Origin of the sequence: Streptomyces sp. VTCC 41912 (assembly GCF_045799175.1) — a bacterium.
GTDB lineage: Bacteria > Actinomycetota > Actinomycetes > Streptomycetales > Streptomycetaceae > Streptomyces > Streptomyces albulus_C.
The window spans coordinates 58,668-81,858 of record NZ_JBJMAB010000040.1 but is presented as its reverse complement, the minus strand read 5'-3'; the positions used below and the strand labels follow the sequence as shown (position 1 = coordinate 81,858).

The 23,191-nt window shown below is 73.9% G+C and carries 24 protein-coding genes; 14 read left to right on the top strand and 10 right to left on the bottom strand.

Features of this window, described 5'->3' with window-relative positions; all coding sequences use genetic code 11:
- Nucleotides 1-110: 110 nt before the first annotated feature.
- The 3 genes from ACJ6WD_RS34905 (at nt 111) to ACJ6WD_RS34895 (ending at nt 3,810) form a co-directional block, all read left to right on the top strand.
- Nucleotides 111-1,310, top strand: coding sequence for an acyl-CoA dehydrogenase family protein (locus ACJ6WD_RS34905; RefSeq protein ID WP_233658874.1), 1,200 nt, complete (start codon nt 111-113; stop codon nt 1,308-1,310).
- On the top strand, nt 1,307-2,380 hold the full coding sequence (locus ACJ6WD_RS34900; protein WP_233658867.1) for a Zn-dependent alcohol dehydrogenase: 1,074 nt from the start codon (nt 1,307-1,309) through the stop codon (nt 2,378-2,380). Before ACJ6WD_RS34905 ends, ACJ6WD_RS34900 begins: the two co-directional genes overlap by 4 nt.
- Before the next feature lie 101 nt (nt 2,381-2,481).
- Entirely contained in the window at nt 2,482-3,810 is a 1,329-nt protein-coding gene (locus tag ACJ6WD_RS34895; protein ID WP_374206825.1) for an MFS transporter, read from the top strand.
- Between the two features lie 114 nt (nt 3,811-3,924).
- Here the strand turns inward: ACJ6WD_RS34895 and ACJ6WD_RS34890 are convergent, their stop codons facing one another.
- Genes ACJ6WD_RS34890 through ACJ6WD_RS34880 form a run of 3 tightly spaced genes read right to left on the bottom strand, consistent with a single transcriptional unit; the run spans nt 3,925 to nt 5,239 of the window.
- Nucleotides 3,925-4,119, bottom strand: a complete 195-nt coding sequence (locus ACJ6WD_RS34890) for a DUF397 domain-containing protein (RefSeq protein ID WP_331247706.1) — start codon at nt 4,117-4,119, stop codon at nt 3,925-3,927.
- Nucleotides 4,120-4,160: 41 nt separating this feature from the next.
- The gene (locus tag ACJ6WD_RS34885) at nt 4,161-4,355 is read right to left on the bottom strand and encodes a DUF397 domain-containing protein (RefSeq protein WP_331247704.1); all 195 of its coding nucleotides are present in this window, start codon (nt 4,353-4,355) and stop codon (nt 4,161-4,163) included.
- A gap of 29 nt (nt 4,356-4,384) precedes the next feature.
- The gene (locus ACJ6WD_RS34880) at nt 4,385-5,239 is read right to left on the bottom strand and encodes a helix-turn-helix transcriptional regulator (RefSeq protein WP_331247703.1); all 855 of its coding nucleotides are present in this window, start codon (nt 5,237-5,239) and stop codon (nt 4,385-4,387) included.
- A 166-nt stretch (nt 5,240-5,405) separates the two neighbouring features.
- Between ACJ6WD_RS34880 and ACJ6WD_RS34875 the strand changes: the two genes are divergently transcribed.
- The 3 genes from ACJ6WD_RS34875 (at nt 5,406) to ACJ6WD_RS34865 (ending at nt 6,627) form a co-directional block, all read left to right on the top strand.
- Nucleotides 5,406-5,912 carry an ATP-binding protein gene (locus ACJ6WD_RS34875; protein WP_407617230.1) on the top strand — a complete coding sequence of 169 codons (507 nt, stop codon included), beginning with the start codon at nt 5,406-5,408 and terminating at the stop codon, nt 5,910-5,912.
- Nucleotides 5,913-6,010: 98 nt separating this feature from the next.
- Nucleotides 6,011-6,223 carry a hypothetical protein gene (locus tag ACJ6WD_RS34870; RefSeq protein WP_331247701.1) on the top strand — a complete coding sequence of 71 codons (213 nt, stop codon included), beginning with the start codon at nt 6,011-6,013 and terminating at the stop codon, nt 6,221-6,223.
- Nucleotides 6,220-6,627: a hypothetical protein gene (locus tag ACJ6WD_RS34865; RefSeq protein WP_331247700.1), complete on the top strand. Its 408-nt coding sequence runs from the start codon at nt 6,220-6,222 to the stop codon at nt 6,625-6,627. The genes ACJ6WD_RS34870 and ACJ6WD_RS34865 overlap by 4 nt, the downstream gene beginning before the upstream one ends.
- A 48-nt stretch (nt 6,628-6,675) precedes the next feature.
- Here ACJ6WD_RS34865 and ACJ6WD_RS34860 read toward each other — a convergent pair whose 3' ends face one another.
- Nucleotides 6,676-7,308 (bottom strand): flavin reductase family protein, encoded by a 633-nt coding sequence (locus tag ACJ6WD_RS34860; RefSeq protein ID WP_233658841.1) that lies wholly within the window; start codon nt 7,306-7,308, stop codon nt 6,676-6,678.
- A gap of 231 nt (nt 7,309-7,539) precedes the next feature.
- Here ACJ6WD_RS34860 and ACJ6WD_RS34855 point away from each other — a divergent pair, with 231 nt between their 5' ends.
- Nucleotides 7,540-8,205: an RNA polymerase sigma factor gene (locus ACJ6WD_RS34855; RefSeq protein ID WP_233658839.1), complete on the top strand. Its 666-nt coding sequence runs from the start codon at nt 7,540-7,542 to the stop codon at nt 8,203-8,205.
- A complete protein-coding gene (locus ACJ6WD_RS34850; protein ID WP_331247699.1) occupies nt 8,202-8,846 on the top strand; it encodes a hypothetical protein in 645 nt (214 codons plus the stop codon). The genes ACJ6WD_RS34855 and ACJ6WD_RS34850 overlap by 4 nt, the downstream gene beginning before the upstream one ends.
- Nucleotides 8,847-8,862: 16 nt before the next feature.
- Here ACJ6WD_RS34850 and ACJ6WD_RS34845 read toward each other — a convergent pair whose 3' ends face one another.
- Together ACJ6WD_RS34845 and ACJ6WD_RS34840 are read right to left on the bottom strand one after the other, a co-directional pair.
- A complete protein-coding gene (locus ACJ6WD_RS34845; RefSeq protein ID WP_376447289.1) occupies nt 8,863-9,696 on the bottom strand; it encodes an enoyl-CoA hydratase/isomerase family protein in 834 nt (277 codons plus the stop codon).
- A 57-nt stretch (nt 9,697-9,753) separates the two neighbouring features.
- Complete coding sequence (locus tag ACJ6WD_RS34840; protein WP_331247697.1) at nt 9,754-12,027, bottom strand: acetate--CoA ligase family protein; 2,274 nt, start codon at nt 12,025-12,027, stop codon at nt 9,754-9,756.
- Between the two features lie 260 nt (nt 12,028-12,287).
- Between ACJ6WD_RS34840 and ACJ6WD_RS34835 the strand changes: the two genes are divergently transcribed.
- Together ACJ6WD_RS34835 and ACJ6WD_RS34830 are read left to right on the top strand one after the other, a co-directional pair.
- The gene (locus ACJ6WD_RS34835) at nt 12,288-12,797 is read left to right on the top strand and encodes a Zn-ribbon domain-containing OB-fold protein (RefSeq protein WP_233658821.1); all 510 of its coding nucleotides are present in this window, start codon (nt 12,288-12,290) and stop codon (nt 12,795-12,797) included.
- Nucleotides 12,798-12,866: 69 nt separating this feature from the next.
- A complete protein-coding gene (locus ACJ6WD_RS34830) occupies nt 12,867-13,355 on the top strand; it encodes a GNAT family N-acetyltransferase (RefSeq protein WP_331247696.1) in 489 nt (162 codons plus the stop codon).
- 46 nt (nt 13,356-13,401) lie between these two features.
- On the opposite strand, the gene ACJ6WD_RS34825 is transcribed toward ACJ6WD_RS34830, so the two are convergent.
- Entirely contained in the window at nt 13,402-14,160 is a 759-nt protein-coding gene (locus ACJ6WD_RS34825; protein ID WP_233658801.1) for a pyridoxal 5'-phosphate synthase, read from the bottom strand.
- 68 nt (nt 14,161-14,228) lie between these two features.
- Nucleotides 14,229-15,419, bottom strand: coding sequence for a thiolase C-terminal domain-containing protein (locus ACJ6WD_RS34820; protein ID WP_407617229.1), 1,191 nt, complete (start codon nt 15,417-15,419; stop codon nt 14,229-14,231).
- A gap of 168 nt (nt 15,420-15,587) precedes the next feature.
- On the opposite strand from ACJ6WD_RS34820, the gene ACJ6WD_RS34815 reads away from it, so the two are divergent.
- Nucleotides 15,588-16,862, top strand: coding sequence for an acyl-CoA dehydrogenase family protein (locus tag ACJ6WD_RS34815; protein ID WP_376447183.1), 1,275 nt, complete (start codon nt 15,588-15,590; stop codon nt 16,860-16,862).
- Nucleotides 16,862-17,332 carry a nitroreductase family deazaflavin-dependent oxidoreductase gene (locus tag ACJ6WD_RS34810; RefSeq protein WP_233658796.1) on the top strand — a complete coding sequence of 157 codons (471 nt, stop codon included), beginning with the start codon at nt 16,862-16,864 and terminating at the stop codon, nt 17,330-17,332. Before ACJ6WD_RS34815 ends, ACJ6WD_RS34810 begins: the two co-directional genes overlap by 1 nt.
- Nucleotides 17,333-17,641: 309 nt before the next feature.
- On the opposite strand, the gene ACJ6WD_RS34805 is transcribed toward ACJ6WD_RS34810, so the two are convergent.
- Nucleotides 17,642-18,289 (bottom strand): TetR family transcriptional regulator, encoded by a 648-nt coding sequence (locus ACJ6WD_RS34805; RefSeq protein WP_275464205.1) that lies wholly within the window; start codon nt 18,287-18,289, stop codon nt 17,642-17,644.
- An 804-nt stretch (nt 18,290-19,093) separates the two neighbouring features.
- Here ACJ6WD_RS34805 and ACJ6WD_RS34800 point away from each other — a divergent pair.
- Entirely contained in the window at nt 19,094-21,580 is a 2,487-nt protein-coding gene (locus ACJ6WD_RS34800) for a PQQ-binding-like beta-propeller repeat protein (protein WP_376447182.1), read from the top strand.
- Nucleotides 21,581-21,614: 34 nt separating this feature from the next.
- Here ACJ6WD_RS34800 and ACJ6WD_RS34795 read toward each other — a convergent pair whose 3' ends face one another.
- A complete protein-coding gene (locus ACJ6WD_RS34795; protein WP_407617228.1) occupies nt 21,615-22,394 on the bottom strand; it encodes a hypothetical protein in 780 nt (259 codons plus the stop codon).
- 210 nt (nt 22,395-22,604) lie between these two features.
- Between ACJ6WD_RS34795 and ACJ6WD_RS34790 the strand changes: the two genes are divergently transcribed.
- Nucleotides 22,605-23,183: a hypothetical protein gene (locus tag ACJ6WD_RS34790; protein ID WP_016571027.1), complete on the top strand. Its 579-nt coding sequence runs from the start codon at nt 22,605-22,607 to the stop codon at nt 23,181-23,183.
- Nucleotides 23,184-23,191: the final 8 nt, after the last annotated feature.

Sequence of the window (23,191 nt, the reverse complement as noted above, 5' to 3'; positions counted from 1 at the left end):
GCAGGACTGCTGCGCTTTACGTCCTGCACACCACCCCCTCCGGCCCGTCCCCTCCCGTTGGGGGTGGGGGAAAGACGGGTGGGTGGGTTGGTGCCAGAGGGAGGGCTCGGGTGGAGTTCGGGTTTGGTGATGAGGACGAGGGGTTTCGGGGCGAGGTGCGGGGGTGGCTCGCGTCGCACCTCGTGGGCGAGTTCGCCGCGTTGGGGGCGGGTGGCGGGCCCGGGAGCGAGCACGTCGGGGTCGCCGTCCGGCGGCGCTGGGAGCGGGAGTTGGGGCGCGGGGGGTGGATCGGGCTGGGGTGGGACCGGGCGCACGGGGCGTACGGGAACCGGGCCGGGTCGCTCACGCAGCAGGTGGTGTGGGCGGAGGAGTACGCGCGGGCCGGGGCGCCGGGTCGGGTGGGCCACATCGGGGAGAACCTGCTGGCGCCGACCCTGATCGCGTACGGGGACGAGGCGCAGCGGAAGCGGTTCCTGCCGGCCGTGGCGCGGGGCGAGGAGCTGTGGTGCCAGGGCTACAGCGAGCCGGAGGCCGGGTCGGACCTGGCCGGACTGCGGACGACGGCGGTCCGGGACGGGGCCGGATACCGGATCAGCGGCCAGAAGGTGTGGACCTCGCTGGCCGCGGAGGCCGACTGGTGCTTCGTCCTGGCGCGCACCGATCCGGGGGCGCGGCGGCACCGCGGGCTGTCGTTCCTGCTGGTGCCGATGGACCAGCCGGGGCGCATCGAGGTGCGGCCGATCCGGCAGATGTCCGGGACCGCGGAGTTCAACGAGGTGTTCTTCGACGGGGCGGTGGCGCACGCCGACCACGTGGTGGGCGGCGAGGGGGCCGGCTGGCGGGTGGCGATGGGGCTGCTCGCCCTGGAACGCGGGGTGTCGACGCTCGTCCAACAGATCGGATTCGTCGGCGAGTTGGCGGAGGTGATCGACGCCGCGGTGCGCGGCGGGGCGGTGCGCGATCCCGTGCTGCGCGAGCAACTCGTCCGTCAGTGGGCCGAGTTGCGGGTCATGCGGTGGAACGCACTGCGGACCTTGGGTGCGGCGGGCGACGCGGGGGCGCCGAGCGTGGCGAAGCTGCTGTGGGGCGGGTGGCACCAGCGGTTGGGCGAGGTGGCGATGCGGGTACGGGGCGCGGTCGGGGCCGTGGGGCCCGCCGACTGGTCCGCCGCGGCGCCGTACGCGCTCGACGACTGGCAGCGGCTGTTCCTGTTCACCCGGGCCGACACGATCTACGGCGGCTCGGACGAGATCCAGCGCAACATCATCGCCGAGCGGGTGCTCGGCCTGCCCAGAGTGGAGCGGGGATGAAAGGCGTCATATTCGACGGTGAACAGGCCCGGTACGTGGACGACCTGGAGGTGCGGGATCCGGGGCCGGGCGAGGTGCTGGTGGGCATCCGGGCGGCCGGGTTGTGCCACAGCGATCTGTCGGTGATCGACGGGACGATTCCGTTCCCGGTGCCGGTGGTGCTCGGGCACGAGGGCGCGGGCGTGGTCGAGGCCGTGGGGGCGGGCGTGAGCCACGTGGCGCCCGGTGACCACGTGGCACTCTCGACGCTGGCGAACTGCGGTACCTGCGCGGAGTGCGACCGCGGACGGCCCACGATGTGCCGCAAGGCGATCGGGATGCCCGGGACGCCGTTCCGGCGGGGCGGCGCGGAGCTGTACAACTTCGCGTCGAACTCGGCGTTCGCGGAGCGGACGGTCGTCAAGGCGGTCCAGGCGGTGAAGATCCCGAAGGACATCCCGCTGACGTCGGCCGCGCTGATCGGGTGCGGCGTGCTGACCGGGGTGGGCGCGGTGCTGAACCGGGCGCGGGTGGACCGCGGGGACTCGGTGGTGGTGATCGGCGCCGGCGGCATCGGCCTCAACGTGCTCCAGGGCGCCCGGATCGCGGGCGCCTCGGTGATCGTGGCGGTGGACGCCAACCCGGACAAGGAGGCGTCGGCCCGGCAGTTCGGGGCGACGCACTTCGTCGACGCCTCGGCCGTGCCGGACGCCGTCAAGGCGGTGCGGGAGATCCTGCCGACCGGCGCCGACCACACCTTCGAGTGTGTGGGCAGCACCCGGTTGATCCGGCAGGCGATCGACCTGTTGGACCGGCGCGGGCAGGCGGTGCTCCTCGGCGTCCCGCCGGCCACCGCCGAGGCGTCGTTCCTGGTCTCGGCCATGTACTTGGACAAGTCGATCCTCGGCTGCCGCTACGGCTCGGCCCGCCCGCAACGGGACATCGCGCTCTACGCCCGGCTGTACCGCGAAGGGCGGCTGCTGCTGGACGAGTTGGTGACCGCGACGTACGGGGTGGCGGACTTCGCCAAGGCGGCGGAGGACGCGCACCGTGGACGGGTGGCGCGGGCGGTGCTGGTCTTCGGGGGGTGAGGGGGCGTGCGGCGGGCGGGGCGCGTGGGCTGTCCCGATCCTTGCGATCCCTGTCCGTTCGGCCACTCGTACGGGCGGGCCGGCTCGTCGAAGCTGCTCGGGTGACCCGCACCTCGTCCGAGCCGCCCGCTCCCACCGCCGCCGCCCCCGTGAGCCCGGGGCCGTCATCCGGCCCGGCCCCCGTCCGGCGGCGTCCGCACCGCGCCTGGTCGGTCGCCGCCGCCACCTTCCTGACCCTGATCGGTGCGGCCGGCTTCGCCTCCCTGCCCGGTCTGCTGATCGACCCGCTGCACGCCGAGTTCCACTGGTCGCGCGGCACCATCGGCCTCGCGGTCTCGGTCAACCTCGCCCTCTACGGGCTGACCGCGCCGTTCGCCGCCGCCCTGATGGACCGCTTCGGCATCCGCCGGGTGGTGGCCGCGGCGCTGACCGTGATCGCGGTCGGCGCCGGCCTCACCGTCTTCATGACCGCGAGCTGGCAACTGGTGCTGTGCTGGGGCGTGTTGGTCGGTCTGGGCAGCGGCTCGATGGCGCTGGCGTTCGCCGCGACCGTCACCAACCGCTGGTTCACCGCCCGCCGCGGCCTGGTCAGCGGCATCCTGACCGCGGCCGGTGCCTCCGGGCAACTGGTCTTCCTGCCGCTGCTGTCGATGATCGTCGAGCGGTATTCCTGGCGCCCGGCCGCGGTCACCGTCGCCCTGGCCGCCCTCGCCGTCGTCCCCCTGGTGTGGCTCCTGCTGCGCGACCACCCGGCCGACGTCGGCACCGCCCCCTACGGCTCGGCGGAGTTCGTCCCCAAGCCGCCCCCGCAGCGCGGCGCCGCCCGCCGTGCCCTGGCCGCCCTCTTCTCCGCGGCCCGTACGGCGCCCTTCTGGCTGCTGTCCGGCACCTTCGCGATCTGCGGTGCCACCACGAACGGCCTGGTCAAGACCCACTTCGTGCCCGCCGCCCACGACCACGGCATGCCCATGACGGCGGCCGCCTCGCTGCTCGCCGTGATCGGCGTCTTCGACATCGCCGGCACCATCGGCTCCGGCTGGCTCACCGACCGCTTCGACACCCGCCGCCTGCTCGCGGTCTACTACGCCCTCCGCGGCGTCTCGCTGCTCTTCCTGCCCTTCCTGCTCTCCGCCACCGTCCATCCCCCGATGGTCTTCTTCATCGTCTTCTACGGCCTCGACTGGGTCGCGACCGTGCCCCCGACCCTGGCCCTCTGCCGCGCCCACTACGGCGACGACAGCGCCATCGTCTTCGGCTGGGTCCTCGCCGCCCACCAGGTCGGCGCCGCGCTCATCGCCTACCTGGGCGGACTGGCCCGCGACACACTCGGCACCTACGACCCGGTCTGGTACGCCTCCGGCGCGCTGTGCGCGGTGGCGGCGCTGATGGCGCTGGTGTTGCGGGGGCGGTCGGCGGCCGTCGCGGCCTGAGCGCGCGCCATCCGGGCTGCCGCGCCACGTCCTTGCCGGTCACAAGCGCCAGCGAGCCCCGGTCCGGGAGGGACCGGGGCTCGGTGGGTGGTGGTGCGGGGGTATTCCGGCGGCTCAGTCGACCGCCGTCCCGCCGCTCTTCACGGCGTCGATGAAGGAGGCCCAGGCGGCTGCGCTCGCGGTCATCTGCGGGCCCGCGGCGTTCTTGCTGTCGCGCACGGCCGCGGCCCCGGGGACGTTGCGGGCAACCTCCACGCATTCCCCCTGGGAGCCGCTGTAACTGGACTTGCGAAACTCGAATATGGTCACCGGTACTCCTTGAACAGGATGGCCAGCCGGGCGGGCGCGGCTCAGTCGTTCTTCAGCGCGGCTATGAAGGAGGCCCAGGCACCGTCACCGAAGACGAGGTGAGGACCGGCGGGGTTCTTGCTGTCGCGTACGGGTACGACGCCGGGGGTGTCGTCGGCAATCTCTACGCACTCGCCTCCTGAGGTGCTGTAGCTGCTCTTACGCCAGGTTGCGATCTCAAGATTCAGGATGCTCATGCCCTGTTACCTCTCTAACGTTCGTGCTGCTACAAGTCCTGCCGCACCTTGGCGATCAGGTCGAGGCTGTCCCCCGGGCTCAAGGCGATTGACCGGAGCGAGTCAAAGATGAGCGTATATTCCGCCGTCTCTTCCTCGGTCTCCAGATAGAGCACCCCAGTGTGGTGCTCGATACACACGACGTCGGAGTAGGTGGGGTTCGGGAACCCGAAGAGCACGAACGAACCCGGTAGCCCTGCGTGTGCGCCTGCCCGGTCAGGGATGACCTGAACCTCAACGGAAGGGTTCCCGGCCATGGTCTCCAGGTGGGCCAGTTGCTTGCGCATCACTTGATGACCTCCAACCTGAAGCCGTAGGGCCGCCTCCGTCTCAATCACGCACAGGCGAGGTGGAGCGGTGCGTTCCAACACCTCCTGTCGCTTTATGCGCGACTCCACCAGCGCCTCGATCTCCTCCTCGGCGAGGATTGAGGGTGGGGCAGAGACCACGGCTCGGGCGTAGTCAGGGGTCTGCAACAGACCTGTGATGACGGTGCCTTGGTACGACCGGATGTAGTCGGCCGTCCTCTCGTAGTCGATGACGTCTGTGAGCGACGGACGCGCAAGTCCCGCACGCTGCACCCATCCCGGTTCTCGACTGCGCCGCGCCAGCGACAGCATGTCTTCGACCAGGGCATCGTCGCCATCAACCCCATAGAACCGCAATAGATCACGCAGCTCGCCCAGCGAAATCCCCAGCCGGGCGTTCTCGATCTTGTTGATCTTCGTGCGGTGGCATCCGACCCGTTCGGCTGCCTCCTGTGGAGACTTTCCCGCCTGCTCCCGGAACTCGACCAGCTTTGCTGCAAGGCGTCGTCGTCGGACCGTCGGACGCGTTCCGGCCATGAAGTACCCCTCCTGAACCGCTCGTTACCTGAACACTAGCGGTCGGCCAAGAAACTGGCACTAGTGACAATGGCGCACTTGCCAAAACTGCGAGCGCCGAGCACTCTAGTGCCCAGTTGCAGAGCGTGTCCGTTCGGTGACCGCTCGAAATGCTCGTCGCTCCGTCATGCGCAGCAAGGGGATAGCCATGTCCACACGCGCTCGGCCAGCCGCAGCACGCGTCGCATCTGCCACGCCAGCCTTAGTCGCTTACCGCTTACCGAGCAAACCCCGCAGCGTCGGCTGGGTCCGTAGAGAGCTGCGGCGGCAGCTGGAGCAGTGGGGGCTGGCCGGTGAACTGGGGGAATCTGCGGCGCTGTTGGTGTCGGAGCTCGTGACCAACGCCGTGCGGGCGCAGGCGGCCGACGGTGGTACCTGGGTCGGCGTCCGGTTCGCGCTGGAGGGCGGTGGGCGGCGGGTGCGGCTGGAGGTGCGGGACGGGAGTGGCGGCCGTCCCGTGATCAGCGGCAAGGGAACGGAAGCGACGGAAGAGGAGGACGCGGAATGTGGTCGTGGGTTGGTGCTCGTGGATGCCTTGGCAAGTGGCTGGGGCGTGGAGCCGGACGGCATCGGAAAGGTCGTGTGGGCGGAGTTGGCTGTATCGGGAGCGTGGCCAGGTATCGGGCGGAGGTGACGGTGCGGTGCCCGGACGGGGCGATGATCCGGCTCGGCGGGTGGGCGTCGTCCTCGCCTCGTCGGGCCGTGGGGTGGATGCGGACGCGGGCGCGGCAGGTGGCACAGCAGTTAGGCGCGCCGTACGAGGGCGGGGTGCCGGCGTGGCTCGGGGAAGGGGCGGAGTTCGCGGCGGCGGTGAGTGCGCTGGAGTACGGAAGTCCGTTACGACTGACGGTCGTTGACGGAGACGGGTGTGCCTATGACCTGGTCGTCCGGCGCGAGGGGGTGTCCTGGGCGGACGTGCGGGGGTCGGCGTGGCTGGCGGCGTGAGCGGGGGGTTCGGTGCGGCGGGGGTGTGGTGCGAGCGGGTGGTGTACCGGTCGGCGCGCGCGGAGGAGGTCGCGTCGTGGTCGGCCTGCGCCGTCGCCGATCCGGTGCGTGCCGTGCGGGCGATCCGGGCGGACGCGCGGCGGTTGGCCGGCGGGGTCGCCGGTGGGCGGGCGTTGCGGCGGGTGGCGGGCGACGGTGGCGGGCAGGTGGGGGCGGTTGCCGCGCTGTACCGGGGCGAGTCGTGCGGGTTGGCGCTCGACTGTGGCGGGGTGTGGGTGGAGTGGTCGGCCCGACCGGTGCTCTTCCTGCCCGTCGTCAGCCGTACGGGGCCGCGGTGTGCGGGAACGGGTGAAGGGGCGGGCGGCTTCGGTCTTCTGCCGGTGACGGGCGCCGGGTTCCGGTAGGCGGCTTATGGGTTGCAGGCTCCGTAGGGCGAGGGGTCCACCGGTGGCCTACTGGGTGAACCGGCCGAACGCCCCCCGGTGGAAGAGCAGCGGGCCGCGGGCCGCTGCGGCCGGGTCGGTGCCGAGGGCCTCGACGCGGCCGACGACGATGAGGTGGTCGCCGCCGGTGTGCACGGCGTGCACGGCGCAGTCGATCCAGGCGGGCACGTCCGCGAGGCGGGGGGAGCCGGTGGCCGGGGCCGGGGTGTGCCGGACGCCGGCGAACTTGTCGGCGCCGCTGACCGCGAACGCCCGGCAGAGGTCGCCCTGGTCGGCGCCGAGGACGTTGACGCAGAACACGCCGGCCCGCGCCAGGCGCGGCCAGGTCGTCGAGGTGCGGGCGACCATGAACGCCACCAGCGGCGGGTCCAGGGAGAGCGAGGCGAAGGACTGGCACGCGAAGCCGGCCGGCTGCGGTTCGCCGGGGGCCGTGATGAGCGTGACGCCGCTCGCGAAGTGCCCCAGCACGGCGCGGAATTCGGCCGGATCGAGGGGGGCGCGCTCGCCGTCGCGCACGGCGCGCAGCGGGGGGCGCGGGGTGGTGGTGCGGGCGGGCGCCGCCGACGGCGCGGCGGTGGTGGGGGCGCCGACGGAGCGGAGGTAGCGAATGGCGGTGGCCGCCATTCCGGCGTGTCCCATCATGGCTTCCGTCCCCTTACGGCGTTCGGTGGGCTGGCGCCTCCATTGAATCTGATGCATCGTCAGATCGGAAGGGTGGAGGCGCCACTCACACGGGTGGTTTGGTGCGGAAAAGCCGGCTGGATCATGGTGGTTCGGGGCAGATTGGGCACCGCGTTCCTGATTGCCCGCCGAGCGCTCGGGTACCTTCCACCTCGGCCGCGCCGCAGCCCAGCACGGGGGAGTGTTCCGGTCATGGCCGATGCGACACCGCCGACCTCCTGGTCGGCCGCCGGGCCCCCGCAGGCCCGTCCGACGGGGGCGGGGAAACCGCACCCGCGGTCCCGCCCGCCCGGACCGCCGGGCGGCCCGAACGCCGCGGCGCCCACCTTCGACGAGGTCTTCTGCGAGCTGTTGCCGCGGCTCTACCGGCGGGCCGTGATGCTCGCCGGCACGCGCCAGTCGGCGGAGGACGTGGTGCACGAGGCGTACCTCAAGCTCGCCGCCCGCCCGCAGCGCTTCCTCGCCCACCCGGAGCCGTACGCCTACGCCTTCACCGCCGTCCTCAGCGTGGCCCGGGACGCCCACCGCAAGGAGCGGCGGCAGGTGCTGGTGGAGGCGGTGGACGAGGCGGACGGGCCGGGGGCCGGTGCCGGGCCGCGCGCCGGGGGCGGGTTCGGCGGGTGGGACGGCGGGGTGGGGCGGCGGCACGCGGAGCTGGAGGCGGTCCGGCTGTTGGGCCGGTTGTCGCACCGGCAGGCGGGGATCGTCATCCTCGTGGACCTCGACGGGTACACGATCGACCAGGCCGCGCAGATCATGAAGGTGCACCGCGGCACCGCCGCCCGGCACCGGGCGCGTGCCCTGGACAGGCTGCGCGCGTATCTCGTTGAATCGGAGCACGGGCAGGCCGGGAGGTGAGCGGCACGGTGGGCGCGGGGCCACGGGACGGCGCGGGCGGCGACGGCGAGGTCGAGGCGCTGCTGCGGGCGAGGCTGCGGGCGGCCGACGAGGAGATCGAGACGCCGCCGGGGCTGTGGGAACGGGTCAAGGAGCCCGCGGCGGAGGGGCGTTCGGCCGGTGCCGCGGGGTCCGCGGGACGCTTCGCCGCGGCCCGGTTGCCGCGGCGGCACCCGTACGCCGTCGTGGTGGCGGTCGCGGCAGCGGTGGCGGCGGTGGTGCTGGGCGTCTGGTGGGCGTTCCTGCGGCCGGCTGCGCTGGAGGTCAGACCGGCCGGGCCGCCCCGGACGGTGCCGCTCACGGTCTACAACAGCGAGGCGGCGTGCCGCCCGCGGCACACCCTGGAGTGCGCACTGCGGTTGGCCGAGGACCCGCACCGGGCGTACGCGGCGCGCGGCAACACCGCGGGGCGGGTGTGGCACGGGGAGGTGCTCGCGGCCCGGTGCGTGGTGGCGGACGGGCAGCTGGTGCGGGACGAGCAGGGCGTCACCTCCACCCGCTGGTACCGGGTGCGCACCGGGCAGGGGGCGGAGGGGTGGCTGCCCGGGGTGCGCACCCGCAACACCCGGGAGGTGCCGGAGTGCCCGGCGGACGGCCGGTGAGGCGGCCGGACGGGCGTCACCGGCCCCGGTACGCGGGGCGGCGGCGTTCGACGAACGAGGCGACGCCCTCCTGTGCGTCCACCGTCGTCATGTTGATCTCCTGGGCGGTGGCCTCGGCCGCGAGGGACGTCCCGCGGTCGCCGTCGAGGGAGGCGTTGACCAGCGCCTTGGTGAGGGCGAGCGCGCGGGTGGGGCCGGCGGCGAGCCGCTCGGCCCACGCGCGGGCGGTGTTCGCCAACTCCTCGTCCGGGACGACCCGGTTGACCAGGCCCAGCCGCGCGGCCTCGGCGGCCGGCACGGCGTCCCCGAAGAACATCAGCTCCTTGGCGCGCTGCGGGCCGACGAGCCGCGGCAGCAGGTAGGCGCCGCCGCCGTCCGGGACCAGGCCGCGGCGGACGAACACCTCGATGAAGCGGGCGGATTCGGCGGCCAGCACCAGGTCGCAGGCGAACGCGAGGTGGGCGCCGATGCCGGCGGCGGTGCCGTTGACGGCGGCGATCACCGGTTTCTCGCAGTCCAGGACGGCGGTGACGAGGCGTTGCGCGCCGTTGCGGATCATCCGGGCGACGTCGCCGGCGACCCGGTCCCCGGCGGCCGGTGCGCCGCGCAGGTCGGCACCGGCGCAGAAGCCCTTGCCGGTCGCGGTGAGCACCACGGCGCGGACGTCCGGGTCGGCGGCGGCGTCGGCGAGGTGGGCGATGAGGCGTTCGCGCATATCCCAGGTGAGGGCGTTGAGGGCGTCGGGGCGGTTGAGGGTGAGGTGGGTGACGCCGTCGTGCGCGGCGTGGAGCACCAGGGCGTCGACCGGGTCGGCAGCCGGTGCGGGGCGGGGGGAGGGCGCGGAGGTCATGGCGGAGCGGCTCCGGGGAAGAGGGCGGACGGGGGCGTGGGCGCGGCCGGTCGGTGGTCAGTGGCACACCGCGAGGGCGTCCAGGGCCACGGCACCCTGCCCGCGGGGCAGCACGACCAGCGGGTTGATGTCCAGCTCGGCCAGTTCGCCGTCGAGTTCGAGGGCCATCCGCTGCACCCGCAGCACGGTCTCGACCAGCGCGTCGGTGTCCGCGGGCGGCATGCCGCGGACGCCCTCCAGGAGCGCGTGCCCGCGCAGTCGGCGCAGCATGCTGCGGGCGTGTTCCTCCCCGAAGGGCGGGACGCCGACCGCGATGTCGTTCAGGACCTCGACCAGCACCCCGCCGAGGCCGACGGAGACGGTCGGCCCGAAGAGCGGGTCGGGGGTGACGCCGACGACCATCTCGACGCCCCGTTCGATCATCTGGCAGACCAGGACGCCGTCCAGCGGCAGGTCCTCGTAGCGGGCGATGTCGGTCAGTTCGCGGTAGGCGTCGCGGACCTGGCTCGCCGAGGTCAACCCGACCTTGACCAGGCCGAGTTCGGTCTTGTGCGCCAGTTCCGGGCCGGAGCCCTTCAGCACCACCGGGTAGCCGACCTGGCTCGCCGCCCGGACGGCCGCCGCCGCGCTGGTCACCAGCTGTTCCCGTGGGACGCGGATGCCGTAGGCGCGCAGCAGTTGCTTCGCCGCGTGCTCGCTGAGCTGCTGGCCGGGGCGCAGCAGGGCCTGGGCCTTGCGGGCGGAGGGGGAGGCCGTGCGCGGGGCGTCGTCGAAGGGGGAGCGGTAGGCGGCGGTGAAGCGGTGGTGGTCGAGGTGGGCGCGGACGGCGGTGATGCAGTTGGCGAAGGTGCGGAAGGTCGCCACGCGGGAGGAGCCGAGGAGGGTGCGGCGGTAGGCGTCCTCGGTGCCGACCGGGGACCCCCAGACCACGCACACCAGCTTGTCCGTCTGCTCCGCCGCGTCGACGAGGTCCTGCGCCAGCTTGTCGCTCATGGGCGGGAAGGGGCCGGTGATCGGGCAGATCAGGACGCCGACGGACGGGTCGGCGAGGATCGCGTCGATGATCTTGCGGCCGCGCCAGTCGCCGACCGGGTGCCCGCCGTTGTCGATCGGGTTGGCGACGTTGAGGTAGTCCGGTATCCACTGGTGGAGTTCGGTCTGCTTGGCGTGGGACAGGGCGGGCAGGGTCAGGCCCGCCGCGGTCGCCAGGTCGGCGAAGTGGGCGCCGGTGCCGCCGGAGATCGAATAGACCGCGACGCCCTCGGCGGTGGGCTTCTTGGCGCGGGCCAGCAGCGCCGCGGTGTCCTGGAGCTCGTCGAGGCCGTCCACCCGGATCACGCCGAACTGCCGCAGTGCCGCGTCCACCACCTCGTCCGCGCCGGTGAGTTTGCCGGTGTGCGAGGCGGCGGTCCGGGCGCCGGCCTCGGTGCGGCCGACCTTGACGACGACCACCGGCACCTTGTTGCGGGCGGCGCGGTCGGCGGCGAGCAGGAAGCTGCGGCCGTCCTTGAGCCCTTCGACGTATGCGGCGATCGCGCCGACCTCGGGGCGGGTGGCGAAGTAGGAGAGGAAGTCGGCGGTCTCCAGGTCGGCCTCGTTGCCGGTCGGCGCCCAGTGCGAGAGGCGGACGCCCAGTTCCTGGAGGGTGAAGACCGGTCGGCCCTGGTGGCCCGACTGCGTGATCAGGGCGATGGCCGGGCCGTCGAGGTCGTCGCGGAACTTCTCGAAGGCGTTGAGGTTGGTGTTGGGGCCGAGCAGTCGCAGGCCGGAGCGGGCCACGGCGTCGGCCAGCCGGGCCTGGGCGGCCGCGCCGTCCTCGCCGGTCTCGGCGAAGCCGGAGGCGAAGGCCACCGCGAACTTCACCTTGGCCTCGGCCAGTTGTCCGATCAGCGGCAGCGGGTCGCCGACCAGCAGCACGGCCAGGTCGACCGGCTCCGGCAGTTCGCCGACGCCGGCGTGGCAGGGCAGGCCGAAGACCCGCTCGCGCCCGGGGTTGACGGGGTGGAGCCGGGCGCCGACCCGCTCCGCCCAGGCGATCAGCTGTCGGGTGATGCCGGTGTTGGGTCGGCCCTCGCTGTCCGAGGCGCCGATCACGGCCACCGACTCGGGCCGGAAGAAGCGGTCCAGGTCGGGCACCGGCGCGTACAGCGGGCGTCCGCTGACGTCCTGGTCGATGCCGGCCGGGCCGGTGGCGGCGCCGGCGGACCGCGGGCCGTCGGCGCCGTCGGGGTCGGCGGTGCCGTGGACGGTGTGGGGTGGGCGCTCCCCGCAGGCCACGACGCGGGCCGGCCGGGAGTGCGTGGTGAGGGTGCCGTGAGTCGATCCAAGCATCGCAGACGCCCGCTCCTGTGTGACGGCTCTCGTGGACTGCGCGCCGTACCGCGCTCAGCAGTAGCTGACGCATAGTCAGATTACTGAACTGACGTCGTGTCAGGAATGGGTGTGCGCGGTAAAGCTTCGCGGCGCCGCCCGAGGGGGCGGGGGTGTCGACCCTCTTGCGGGCGGGCGGCCGATGGGCTGGACTGGCCGGACCTGATTGAACTGATGCATCGTCAGATGTGCCGGGTTGAACCGTTGAAGGGAGTGTCGGGATGGCCGTGCGGGACGACGCCGGAAGGGCGGGACGGGTGCAGGGTGCGGCGGCCCCGCCGGGGCGCGCGGCGGCGCGGTTCGATCAGCCGGAGGTGGACGCCTTTACCCGGCCGTACTGGGCCGCGGCGGCCGAGGGCCGGTTGCTGTTGCGCCGGTGCCGGGCCGAGGGGTGCGGGGCAGTGCACCACTACCCGCGGGAGTTCTGCCCGCGGTGCTGGAGCGAGGACGTCGCCTGGGAGCCGGCCACCGGGCGGGCCACCCTGTACACCTGGTCCGTCGTGCACCGCAACGACCTGCCGCCGTTCGGCGACCGGGTCCCGTACGTCGCCGCGGTCGTCGAACTCGCCGAGGGCCCCCGGATGATGACCGAGGTGACCGACTGCGCGGCGTCGGACCTGCGGATCGGGATGCCGCTCGCGGTGCACTTCCGCCCCGCGCAGGCCGGGGGGAGCGGCGACGGGCCGGCGGGGGGCGGCGGGTGCGCGGTACCGGTGTTCCGGCCGGCGTGAGGCGCCCGCCGGCGCGCCCGCCGGATTAATGGAGTGGCGGAGGACGGGCTTCTCGGGAAGGCTGCCCGCGTGCTGATTCGAGACGCGAACCCGGCCGACTGGCCGTCGATCTGGCCGTTCTTCCGTTCCGTCGTACGGGCCGGCGAGACCTACGCCTACCCCCAGGACCTCGACGAGCCGGCCGCCCGCGACCTGTGGATGCTCCGCCCGCCGGGCCGCACGGTGATCGCCGTCGACGAGCGCGGAACGGTGCTCGGCTCGGCCAAGATGAACCCCAACCACAGCGGGAACGGCGCGCACGTCGCCAGCGCCAGCTTCATGGTCGACCCGCAGCACCGCCGGCGCGGCACCGGGCGGGCGCTGGGGGAGCACGCCCTGGCCTGGGCCCGCGCCGAGGGCTACCGGGGGATGCAGTTCAACGCGGTGGTGGAGGCCAACACCGGCGCGGTCGCCCTCTGGCAGTCACTCGGCTTCCGGATCATGACGACCATCCCCGAGGGCTTCCACCACCCCGCTCACGGGTACGTGGGGCTGCACGTCATGTACCAGAAGCTGTAGCCGCCCGCGGCGGCCGGGCGCCGGGCGGCCCGGCGCCCGGCCGGTCTCACGGCCAGAGCAGCTCCCTCTCCCAACCGTCCGCGCCGCGGCGGTAGTTGAGTCGTACGTGCTGACGCCGGTGCTGGTCGCCCTGGAAGAACTCGACCTCGTCGGCGCGCAGCACGTACAGCGTCCAGGTCGGTACCGGTGCGTCCGGTTCGCGCCGGGCGCGTTCCCAGGCGGCGTCCGCGGCGCGGGCCAGCTCCTCGGCCGAGCCGAGCACCTGGCTCTGGCGGCCCACCAGGGCGGCGGCCAGTGCGCCCGTGGAGCGGTGGTGCAGATCGGCCGCGCTCTCCTTCGGGCCCGCCGCGGTCACGGTGCCGTGGACCCGGACCTGGCGGCCGACCGCCGGCCAGTAGAAGGCCAGCGCGGCGCGGGGGCGGGCGGCCAGCTCGCGGCCCTTGCGGCTGTCGCGGTGGGTGCCGAAGTGCCAGCCGTGCTCGTCCGCGTCGTGCAGCATCACGATCCGCACGGAGGGGTCGCCGGCCGCGTCGGCCGTCGCCAGGGACATGGTGTGCGGCTCGGGAACGCCGGCCTCGGCGGCCTCCCGCAACCACTGCCGGAACAGTGGCAGCGGCTCGGCCGGCGCCCGCTCCGCGGCGAAGGTCGGCAGCTCGCCGTCCCAGACCCGCAGGCCGCGCAGGAGCGTGCGGAAGGCGCGGGCGTCGGCGTCGGCTGCCGTCCCGGGGGCCGCGGGGACCGCGGGGCCGCTGGGAGCGGGGTCCGGAGCGGCCCCGGCGGCGGGGTGGTCCGTGTGGTCGGGCATGCCAGGCAGCGTACGCGGGGTGTTCGGGGTGCCGGCGGAAGGGGCGACGGCCGCCGTCGGGCGGGCCGCTATCCCCGTCCGAGGACCACGGTTCCCGAGGAGCAGAACCAGCCGCCGGTGCCGGACGCGACGGCCAGTTGCGGCAGGGTGCCGTCCGGTTTGTGGACCTGGCGGTCCGGGCCGGCCTCGCCGCGCAGCTGTCGCACCGCCTCGACCAGCAGGAACAGCCCCCGCATGCCGGGGTGGCAGGCGGCCAGTCCGCCGCCGTCGGTGTTGACCGGCAGCTCCCCGTCCCGCAGCAGCCGCCCCTTCTCGACGAACGGTCCGCCCTCCCCCTTGGCGCAGAAGCCCAGGTCCTCCAGCGTCACCAGGGTCATGTAGGTGAAGGCGTCGTAGATCTCGGCGAGGTCGATCTCGGCGGGGCGGACGCCGGCCCGTTGGAAGGCGAGCCGGCCGGAGACGGCGGCCGGGGAGACGGTGAAGTCGTCCCACTCCGCCATGGTGGTGTGCGAGACGGCGGTGCCCGAACCGAGCACCCAGACCGGCCGTCTGGCGAGGTCGGGCACGTGGTCCTCGGCGACCAGCAGGACCGCGCAGCCGCCGTCGGAGCGGATGCAGCAGTGCAGCTTGGTGAACGGGTCGGCGATCATCGGGCCGGACAGCACCTCGTCGACGGTGATCGGGTCGCGGTACATGGCGTCCGGGTTGGTGGCCGCGTTGGCCCGTGCCTGGACGGCTATCTGGGCCAGCTGTTCCAGGGTCGTGCCGTACTGGTGCTGGTGGCGGCGGGCCGCCATGGCGTATTTGGCGATCAGGGTGTGCCCGTAGGGGACCTCGAACTGGAGCGGGCCGCGGGCGCCGAAGGAGAGGTTGGCGGTGCGGCGCTTGGCCTTGATGTCGGCGCGGGCGGTGGAGCCGTAGACGAGCAGGACGGCGTTGGCGTGCCCGGCCGCGATGGCGTCGGCGGCGTGCGCGGCCATCACCTCCCAGGTGGCGCCGCCGACCGAGGTGGAGTCCACCCAGGTGGGGCGCAGTCCGAGGTATTCGGCGACCTCGACGGGGGCGAGGGTGCCGAGCCCGGCCGAGGCGAAGCCGTCGATCACCGACCGGTCCAGGCCGGAGTCGGCGAGCGCCCGGCGGGCGGCCTGGGCGTGCAGGGCGTACGGGGTGGCCTCGTCCACCCGTCCGCAGTCGGAGAGCGCGACTCCGGCGACGGCGACCTTGCGGTTCCGGGAAGGGGTCCCTGGCGTCAGCCTCATAAATCTGACGGTACATCAGATTTGGGGGAGTGGGCAGGGGCTCCGACACACGGCTTCCCCGCGCCCGTCTCTAGGAAAGTGCCGCCCGGATGCCTACTATGACGGGCCGTCAGATCGGACCCCGTTCGAGCGGACGGGCGTCGCCGCACGGCCGGGAGGAGCCCGCCGATGGATGCCGCGTTCACCGAGGAGCAGGACGAGATCCGCCGCACCCTGCGCGCACTGCTGGACAAGCGCTGCGGCCCGGACGAGGTCAGGGCCGCGGTCCGCACCCCGGCGGGCCACGACCAGGCGCTGTGGCGGCAGCTCGCCGGGCAGTTGGGGCTGCCCGGCCTCGCCCTGCCCGCCGCGTACGGTGGAGCCGACTGCGGCCCCACCGAACTCGCCCTGGCCTGCGAGGAGACCGGCCGCGCCCTGCTGCCCGCACCGCTGATCGGCACCGCCGTGCTCGCCGCGCCGCTGATCCTCGCACTGGGCGGGGAGGAGCAGCGCGCCGCACTGCTCCCGCCGCTCGCCGCCGGGGAGCTGACCGCCACCCTCGTCGTCCCCGACGGACGGCTGGCCACCGCGCTGGCACTGACCGGGCCGAACGACGGTGACTGGGCCGGCGGCGGCCGGGCCGGCGGGATCCAGGCACGGCAGGTCGACGGTGCCTGGCGGCTCTACGGGGAGGCCGGCCAGGTCCTCGACGGGCACACCGCGGACGTGCTGGTGGTCGCCGCGCACACCGGCGGCTTCGCGCGCAGCCGGACCCTGCTCCTGGCCGTGCGCACCACGGGCCCGGACGGCACCGAGACGCCCGGGCTGCTGCGGACCCGGCAGACCGCGATGGACGAGACCCGTCCGCAGGCACGCATCGAACTCCGCGACGTGGCAGCGGAGTTGCTGGGGCCCGACCCGGCCGGGGGCGACGGCGCGGTGGCCGCGGCGCTGGCCGCCACCGGGGCGACGGCGGCCGCGTGCCTGGCGGCAGAGGGGGTCGGCGCGGCCGACGCGGCGCTGTCCCGCACGGTCGGCTACGTCAAGGAGCGCACCCAGTTCGGCCGCCCGATCGGGTCCTTCCAGGCGGTGCAGCACCGGCTCGCCGACCTGTACGTGGCGGTGCAGGCGGCGCGCTCCGCGGCGTACTACGCGGCCTGGGCGGCGGGCGGCGCCCACCCCGAACCCGGGGCGGGCGGCCTGGCGCTGGCCCAGTCGCTGGAGGCGCTGCGCGCGGTCGCCGCCGAGGCGGTGCAACTGCACGGCGGGCTCGGCTTCACGTGGGAGCACACGGCGCACCTGTACTTCAAGCGGGCGGCCTGTGACGAGCTGCTGCTGGGCCCGGTGCACCGACTGCGGGCCCGGGCGGCGGAGCAGGCCGGCCTGTTCGGGGCCGGCGGGTCGGACGGGGCGGGCGCGGACGCCCCCGCCGGCCCGGTGGCGCGAGCGGCGGTCGGTGCCTGATGGACCGACGCACACGGCTGGTGCAGAAGATCTCCTCGACCCGCACGTTCGCCCGGGTCGCACCGCACGTCATCCCCGCGCTGGACCGCGCCGTCCACCGAATGACCGGCGGGAAGGCGCTGCTCAGCACCCGGATGCTGCCCGGCGTCGTGCTGACCGCCACCGGCGCCAGGAGCGGCCTGCCGCGCAGCACCCCGCTGGCCTGCATGCCGCAGGACGACGGCGGCTGGCTGCTGATCGGCAGCAACTTCGGCCGCCCGGGACACCCGGCCTGGACCGGGAACTTGATCAAGAACCCGGAGGCGGAGGTGAGTTGGCGGGGTCGGGACGTCCCGGTGCGGGCCCGGCTGCTCACCGGCGAGGAGCGCGCGCGGGCCTGGCGGGCGGCGCTGGAGTTCTGGCCGCCGTACGCGGCCTATCAGGCGCGGCTGGAACGGGAGATCCGCCTGTTCCGGCTGGACCGGCGCTGACCTGCCCGGACGGGGCCGTCATACGCGCGCAGCGGGTGCCGTACGGCCCCGAAAGGGCGGTCGGCACCCGCTGCGACGCGGTACGACTATGGCAGGACGAACAGAGGACGACGTGGGCGAACTGCCCCGGCGACACCGGGACATCGGGGGTGCGACGGCCTCCCCGGCGGTAGTGCGGCGGCTGGGGCGCGACGGTGCGGCGCGGCGTTCCGGCGCGGCGGGAACGGCGGCTCGGCGGCCCGACCGGTGCGGCGGTCCCGACGCGGACCCTCGGGATCCGGGCGGGGCGGCCCGCTACTTGGTGGCCCGTTACTTGGTGGGCTTCTTGCCGGTGACGCCGAAGTGCACGAGCAGGGCGAGGTTGGGCTTGAGGTCGGCCTGTTTGACGCCCCAGCTCTGGAAGCCCTTCTGGTGGCCGGCGACCGCCGCGAGCATGGCGACGATGGAGCCGGCCATGGCTGCCGGGCTGACGTCCTTGTCGACCTTGTTCTTGGCCTGGAGCTCCTGGATCGACTCCGTAAGGGAGTTGGTGACCGCGTTGAGGATCTTCATGCGGATCTTGTAGAACCGCTTGTCGCCCTCGGCGGCACCCAGGTCGACCACGCGCAGGATCGCGTCGTGCTTGCGCCAGAAGGAGAGGAAGCCGTCGACCAACTCCTCGGCGGCCTGCCAACCGGATTTGCCCGCCCAGGAGCGTTCGGCGACGAGATGGGTCAGGCTCGCGCCCTCTTTCGCCATCTCTTCGGCGATTTCGAGGACCGCACCTTCAACGTCCGGGAAGTACTGATAGAACGTCGCGGGTGAAGTGCCCGCTTTTCGGGCCACATCGATGACTTTGACGTCCCGATAGGGGGACGAACTGAGCATTTCACTGAGGCAGTCGAGGAGCTTTTGCCGCGTCGCCTGTCCGCGGCGGCCGGCAACTCTGCCGTCGACGGTTCGCACTTGTCCTGTCATGCCGTCAGCTTACCGAGGGGTGATCGGAGCGCGATTTGGCTGCCTGCAAATGGGGACGGGGGAGTTCGGGCCGCCCGGCGCCCGTAGCCGTGCTGGTTGGGGGCCCGACGGCCGCCGGGACTGGCTGCCCAGGCATTGGTCCGATCCAGTGAATGCTGTTATCAACAGGCTGTGGACAACATCGGTGGACAAGGGGGCGGGCGTGCCGCATCGGGTGCCTGGCGAGGGGAGTGGGGGAATCCCCGCGCCGCGCGCGGTGTCACGACCGCGAAATCGCCGCGGGCGAAGCAGAATTGATCCGTTGACGCAAGGCGGGGTGCGGGGGAAGGCGTGCGGACGGATGACGGGCGGGGAAATGGGGCGTTTTCGGCCACGGAGGGCGGTTGGTCGCCTGGCTTCGCGTCGGGCGTCGAGGGGGCGGCGGAGACCCGCCAATCCGTCCGCCTGGGCGGAACCAGTCCGTCCGGATGGGGCGATGGGCGGCGGAAATTCCGCGAACGGCGCCCCCGCGCGGGCCGCAACTGGTCGGTAACCCTTCGGCAATCACCCGTCCCCGGACGTATCGGAGCACGTCAGGGCGGGGTGGAATACGCCGGGTAATGGGCTTGTTGCGTACCGCAGGGGGTGAGTCGTGACACGGCCGACAGGCCCCGGGTTCGCAACCGCCGGCCCGGCCAGGAAGAATCAAGGTGCGTACGGCCGTTTCGGCCTGGCGGTGAGACGCTGCGCGGGGCAGTCGCCCTCGGCGGCTCGTGGCTTTGGAGAGTCTCGTTCTATGCCCCACGGGGAGGTGGCAGGCAAGTGGTGGAGCAGCTGACGCAGCACGATCCCCGGCGGATCGGCCCGTTCGAGGTCCTCGGCCGTCTCGGGGCCGGCGGCATGGGACTGGTCTATCTGGCGCGGTCGGCGTCCGGTCGGCGTGTGGCGATCAAGACGGTCCGGTCCGAACTCGCCGAGGACCAGCTGTTCCGGGTCCGGTTCACCCGCGAGGTGGAGGCGGCCCGCGCGGTCAGCGGCTTCTACACCGCGGCCGTCGTCGACGCCGACCCCCGGGCGGCCGTGCCCTGGCTGGCCACCGCGTACGTGCCCGCGCCCTCCCTGGAGGAGATAGTCAATGAGTGCGGGCCGCTGCCGGTCCAGGCGGTGCGCTGGCTCGCCGCCGGCATCGCCGAGGCGCTCCAGTCCATCCACGGCGCCGGCCTCGTCCACCGCGACCTGAAGCCGTCGAACGTCCTGGTGGTCGAGGACGGCCCCCGGGTGATCGACTTCGGCATCGCCTCCGGGGTGTCCAACACCCGCCTGACGATGACCAACGTGGCCGTCGGCACGCCCGCCTACATGTCGCCGGAGCAGGCCCGCGACTCCCGCAGCGTCACCGGCGCCAGCGACGTCTTCTCGCTCGGCTCCACACTGGTCTTCGCCGCCACCGGGCACGCGCCGTTCCACGGCGCCAACCCCGTCGAGACGGTCTTCATGCTGCTGCGGGAAGGCCCCGACGTGGCCGGACTGCCCGACGAACTGCGCCCGCTGATGGAGTCCTGCATGCAGATGGAGGCGGTCCACCGGCCGTCCCCGGCCGATCTGCAGTCCCAACTGGCGCCGCACCTCTTCAGCTCCGGCAGCGACGACAGCGGCACCGCGTCCGCCTGGCTGCCGCCCGGCGCCGTGGCGCTCATCGAGCAGCGGCGCGGCGGCGGCCGGGGCGCCGTGGCACCGAGCATCCCGCGGGCCGCCGCCGCACCCCGGGAGCCGGTGGCCGCGCCGCCCATGCCGCAGGCCCCGCCGCAACCCGTGCCGCAGCGGGCCGAGGGCTCCCGGCCGGCCGAGGGCTGGCCCGGCCGGATCGGCGCCGGCCCCGGTGCGCACCGCGCCGCCGACCCCCGCGGCGCGGCCGCCCCGGTGCCCCAGCCCGCCACCGCCCCGCCGGCCCCGGACGCCGCCGGCGGTCCCGTGCGGCTCGGGGGCTCGCCCGCCCCGATAGGGCCCGGCCCGCGCGCCGCCGACGCCCCGCCGCAGCACGGCCCGGCCGCCGCCACGAACTGGGTCCGGCCGCCGGCCGGGGCACCCGCGGCCGTCGTGCCCCAGCAGGGTGCGGTCACCGGCGGCTCCGGTGGGGAGGCCCTGCCGGCGGCCCCGCCGGAGCCGCCGTCCGCCGAGCCCGGCCGCTGGCGCCCCTGGCGGTTCCGGATGTCGAACGACGTCTGGGGCACCCCGGTGGTCGCCGGCGACCTGCTCTACGTCACCTCCTTCGAAGTGCACGCCCTCGATGTGGGCAGCGGCCGACGGAAGTTCAAGACCCGGGACGTCGCCTGGGCGATGACGGTCGCCGAGGGCCGCATCCACGCCTCGGACGGCCCCACCCTCTACGCCCTGGACGCCGACGACGGCGGCGAGCTGTGGCGCCTGAGCAGCGAGGGATGGGTCTACGCCCTCACCGCGGACCGCGGCACCGTCGTCACCAGCACCCGGGGCGGCGGCGTCCAGGCGCGGGAGGCCACCACCGGCGAGCGGCTGTGGGAGCTGTCCGGCGCCCAGACCGAGTTCGAGACCCCCGAGGCCGCGCCGGTCCAGCACGAGGGCACGGTCTACGTCTGGGCCGACGCCCGGCTCAAGGCGCTTCAGGCGCGCACCGGCGTCGAGCGCTGGTCGTACCCGGTGGGCGACGCGGCGTCCTGCGGCGGCGTGCCGGTCCGGGTGCTGCCCGCGTCGGACGGTGCGGTGTACGTGGTCGCCGGCACCCGGGTGCTGGCCCTGGACGCCGCCCGCGGTGACGTGCGCTGGCACTTCGAGGCGCCCGCTGCCTTCCTGAGCCCGCCCGCCTTCGCGCCCGGTCCGGCCGTCACCGGCGGCGGCCTCTACCTCGCCGACTACCTCGGCACGGTCTACGCCCTGGACGCGGCGGACGGCCGGGACCGCTGGCGGATCGCCACCGAGTCGCGCCAGTCCACCGAACCGGTCCTGGTCGCGCACGGCGCCGTCCACCTGGGCAGCGGCAAGGCGCTCTACACGCTCGACGCGGTGACCGGCACCCCGCGCTGGCGCTTCCAGGCGGGCGCCGAGGTCGTGGGCTCCCCGGTGGTCGCGGAGGGCCGGGTGCACTTCGGCTCCAACGACCACTGCCTGTACACCCTCGACGCGATGGGCGGTCAGCTGCGGTGGAAGCTGGCCACCGGCGGTGAGATCACCGGCTCTCCGGTGGCGGTCGGCGGGGTGGTCTACGCCTGCAGCAAGGACCGTTGCGTGTACGCCCTGGACGCCGCCAAGGGGACGGGGTTGGCCCGGCGCCCGTAGGCGGGGCTCCTCGCTGGCGGGCCGTGGCGGGCCGTCACCGGGGTGCGTCCGGCCCGCTCGGCCCCGGGTCGTGCGGTGCCTCCGGTCCGTCCGGCGGGGCGGGCCAGTCCGGTCGGGTCGGTCGGTCGTCCGGGGGGTGCTCCGGGGCCGGCCGTTGGTTCCGGCCCCACTCCACGGGCGGCGTGGGCGCCTGCGGCCCGGTCGGCGGGGGCGGTGGGCCGGGAGCGGGGCCGGGCGGCTGCGGGTGCCAGGTCCGGGTGGACTGGTCAGAGCGGTCCCAGGCGTCGGGCGGCGGCCGGTGGGGCGCGCGGCCGTAGCCGTCGCGGTCCTCGCCGTAGGAATCGTAGGCGTCGCGGGCGTCGCGGGCGTCGCGGGCGTCGTTGTAGTCCTCGTGTGCCGGGACCCGGCGGGGGCGTCCGCGCATGACGAGGGCGCCCAGGATCAGCAGGGCGCCGCCGCCGAGTGCGGTGGCCGCGCCGATGCCCAGCCCATGGGCGCCGGCGGCGAGTTCGCCGGTGCGTTGGCCCTGGCGGACCATCCACAGGACGGTGCAGCCCAGCACCACCAGCCCGGCGAGGGTGATCAGCAAACGGGAGCGCAGCACCACGCCGATCAGGGTGAGCAGCCCGGCGAAGACCATCGGCAGCAGCAGCGAGCCGAAGAGCGTGGCGCCGCCGTCGGTGAGGCCGTTGAAGAGGTCCTCGATCCGGATGTCGCTTCCGTGACGGCCGTCGTACCAGGGACGGAAGGGGCTCCAGACGGCGGCCGTCGCTCCGATGAGGGCGATCAGGGAGCCGAGCACGTTGCGCACCACCGGCGTCGCCTCGTTTCGACTCGTCCTGTCGTCCCGTGATCGACGCTACGCCTGCCCGTCTGCGCCCGCTAGACAAGCACGGCCGGATGCGGTCCGACCGCGCCGAGGGCTCCGTACGGGCTGTCACCGGCTCTTGCTAGGGTGCCGTGCACGCGTCAACCCTGGGGGTGGCGCGTGTCGGAACGCAGCAACGGGGGATGGTCGAAGGACATGCAGCAGCGCACGCGTACGCGCACGGGCACGGCCGCCGCGGGCACCGCGGACCGGGTCCGCAGGGGGATCAGGGCGGGACTCGCGGTGGGGGTGGCGGCGGTCACGCTCGCCACGGTCGGCGGCTGTGCGTTCGGCCGGCCCAAGATCGACGTGACGCCCCCGAGCTGGGCGACGGCCTCGCCGTCCGCCAGCTACGACCCGTACAACCCGACCCCGTCGTACACGCCCGGCTACGACAGCTACTCGCCGTCGCCGACGCAGGAGACGTACGACCCGGACGGGCGGTCCGACGTCCGCGGCAGCGGCTGCGACTTCTCCGCCTCGCTGCGCCAGTTCACCTACACGGTCTCCATCACCAACCCGTCGACGACCAGTTCGTACTCCTACGACATGCGGATCGACTGGATGAAGGACCGGCCGGCGGACGGCTCGTCCTACGGGCAGCACCAGCGCAGCGTCGTGGTGGCGCCCGGTGCGACCGAGACCTACACCGCCAAGTACACGCTGAACCAGTCCTCCTGGCAGGCGTTCTGGTACACCTGCCAGATCACCCGGGCGTCGAAGTCCAAGATGTGACGGGGGCC

What these genes read in the sequence shown, in the direction of transcription:
- ACJ6WD_RS34855 (WP_233658839.1), top strand. Translation starts at nt 7,540, where the DNA reads ATGGCCGATGCGACACCGCCGACCTCCTGGTCGGCCGCCGGGCCCCCG.
- ACJ6WD_RS34790 (WP_016571027.1), top strand. Translation starts at nt 22,605, where the DNA reads ATGCAGCAGCGCACGCGTACGCGCACGGGCACGGCCGCCGCGGGCACC.
- ACJ6WD_RS34880 (WP_331247703.1), bottom strand. Translation starts at nt 5,239, where the DNA reads ATGGCCGGAACGCGTCCGACGGTCCGACGACGACGCCTTGCAGCAAAG.
- ACJ6WD_RS34820 (WP_407617229.1), bottom strand. Translation starts at nt 15,419, where the DNA reads ATGAGGCTGACGCCAGGGACCCCTTCCCGGAACCGCAAGGTCGCCGTC.
- ACJ6WD_RS34840 (WP_331247697.1), bottom strand. Translation starts at nt 12,027, where the DNA reads ATGCTTGGATCGACTCACGGCACCCTCACCACGCACTCCCGGCCGGCC.
- ACJ6WD_RS34875 (WP_407617230.1), top strand. Translation starts at nt 5,406, where the DNA reads ATGCGCAGCAAGGGGATAGCCATGTCCACACGCGCTCGGCCAGCCGCA.
- ACJ6WD_RS34810 (WP_233658796.1), top strand. Translation starts at nt 16,862, where the DNA reads ATGGACCGACGCACACGGCTGGTGCAGAAGATCTCCTCGACCCGCACG.
- ACJ6WD_RS34885 (WP_331247704.1), bottom strand. Translation starts at nt 4,355, where the DNA reads ATGAGCATCCTGAATCTTGAGATCGCAACCTGGCGTAAGAGCAGCTAC.
- ACJ6WD_RS34900 (WP_233658867.1), top strand. Translation starts at nt 1,307, where the DNA reads ATGAAAGGCGTCATATTCGACGGTGAACAGGCCCGGTACGTGGACGAC.
- ACJ6WD_RS34845 (WP_376447289.1), bottom strand. Translation starts at nt 9,696, where the DNA reads ATGACCTCCGCGCCCTCCCCCCGCCCCGCACCGGCTGCCGACCCGGTC.
- ACJ6WD_RS34835 (WP_233658821.1), top strand. Translation starts at nt 12,288, where the DNA reads ATGGCCGTGCGGGACGACGCCGGAAGGGCGGGACGGGTGCAGGGTGCG.
- ACJ6WD_RS34805 (WP_275464205.1), bottom strand. Translation starts at nt 18,289, where the DNA reads ATGACAGGACAAGTGCGAACCGTCGACGGCAGAGTTGCCGGCCGCCGC.
- ACJ6WD_RS34815 (WP_376447183.1), top strand. Translation starts at nt 15,588, where the DNA reads ATGGATGCCGCGTTCACCGAGGAGCAGGACGAGATCCGCCGCACCCTG.
- ACJ6WD_RS34825 (WP_233658801.1), bottom strand. Translation starts at nt 14,160, where the DNA reads ATGCCCGACCACACGGACCACCCCGCCGCCGGGGCCGCTCCGGACCCC.
- ACJ6WD_RS34860 (WP_233658841.1), bottom strand. Translation starts at nt 7,308, where the DNA reads ATGATGGGACACGCCGGAATGGCGGCCACCGCCATTCGCTACCTCCGC.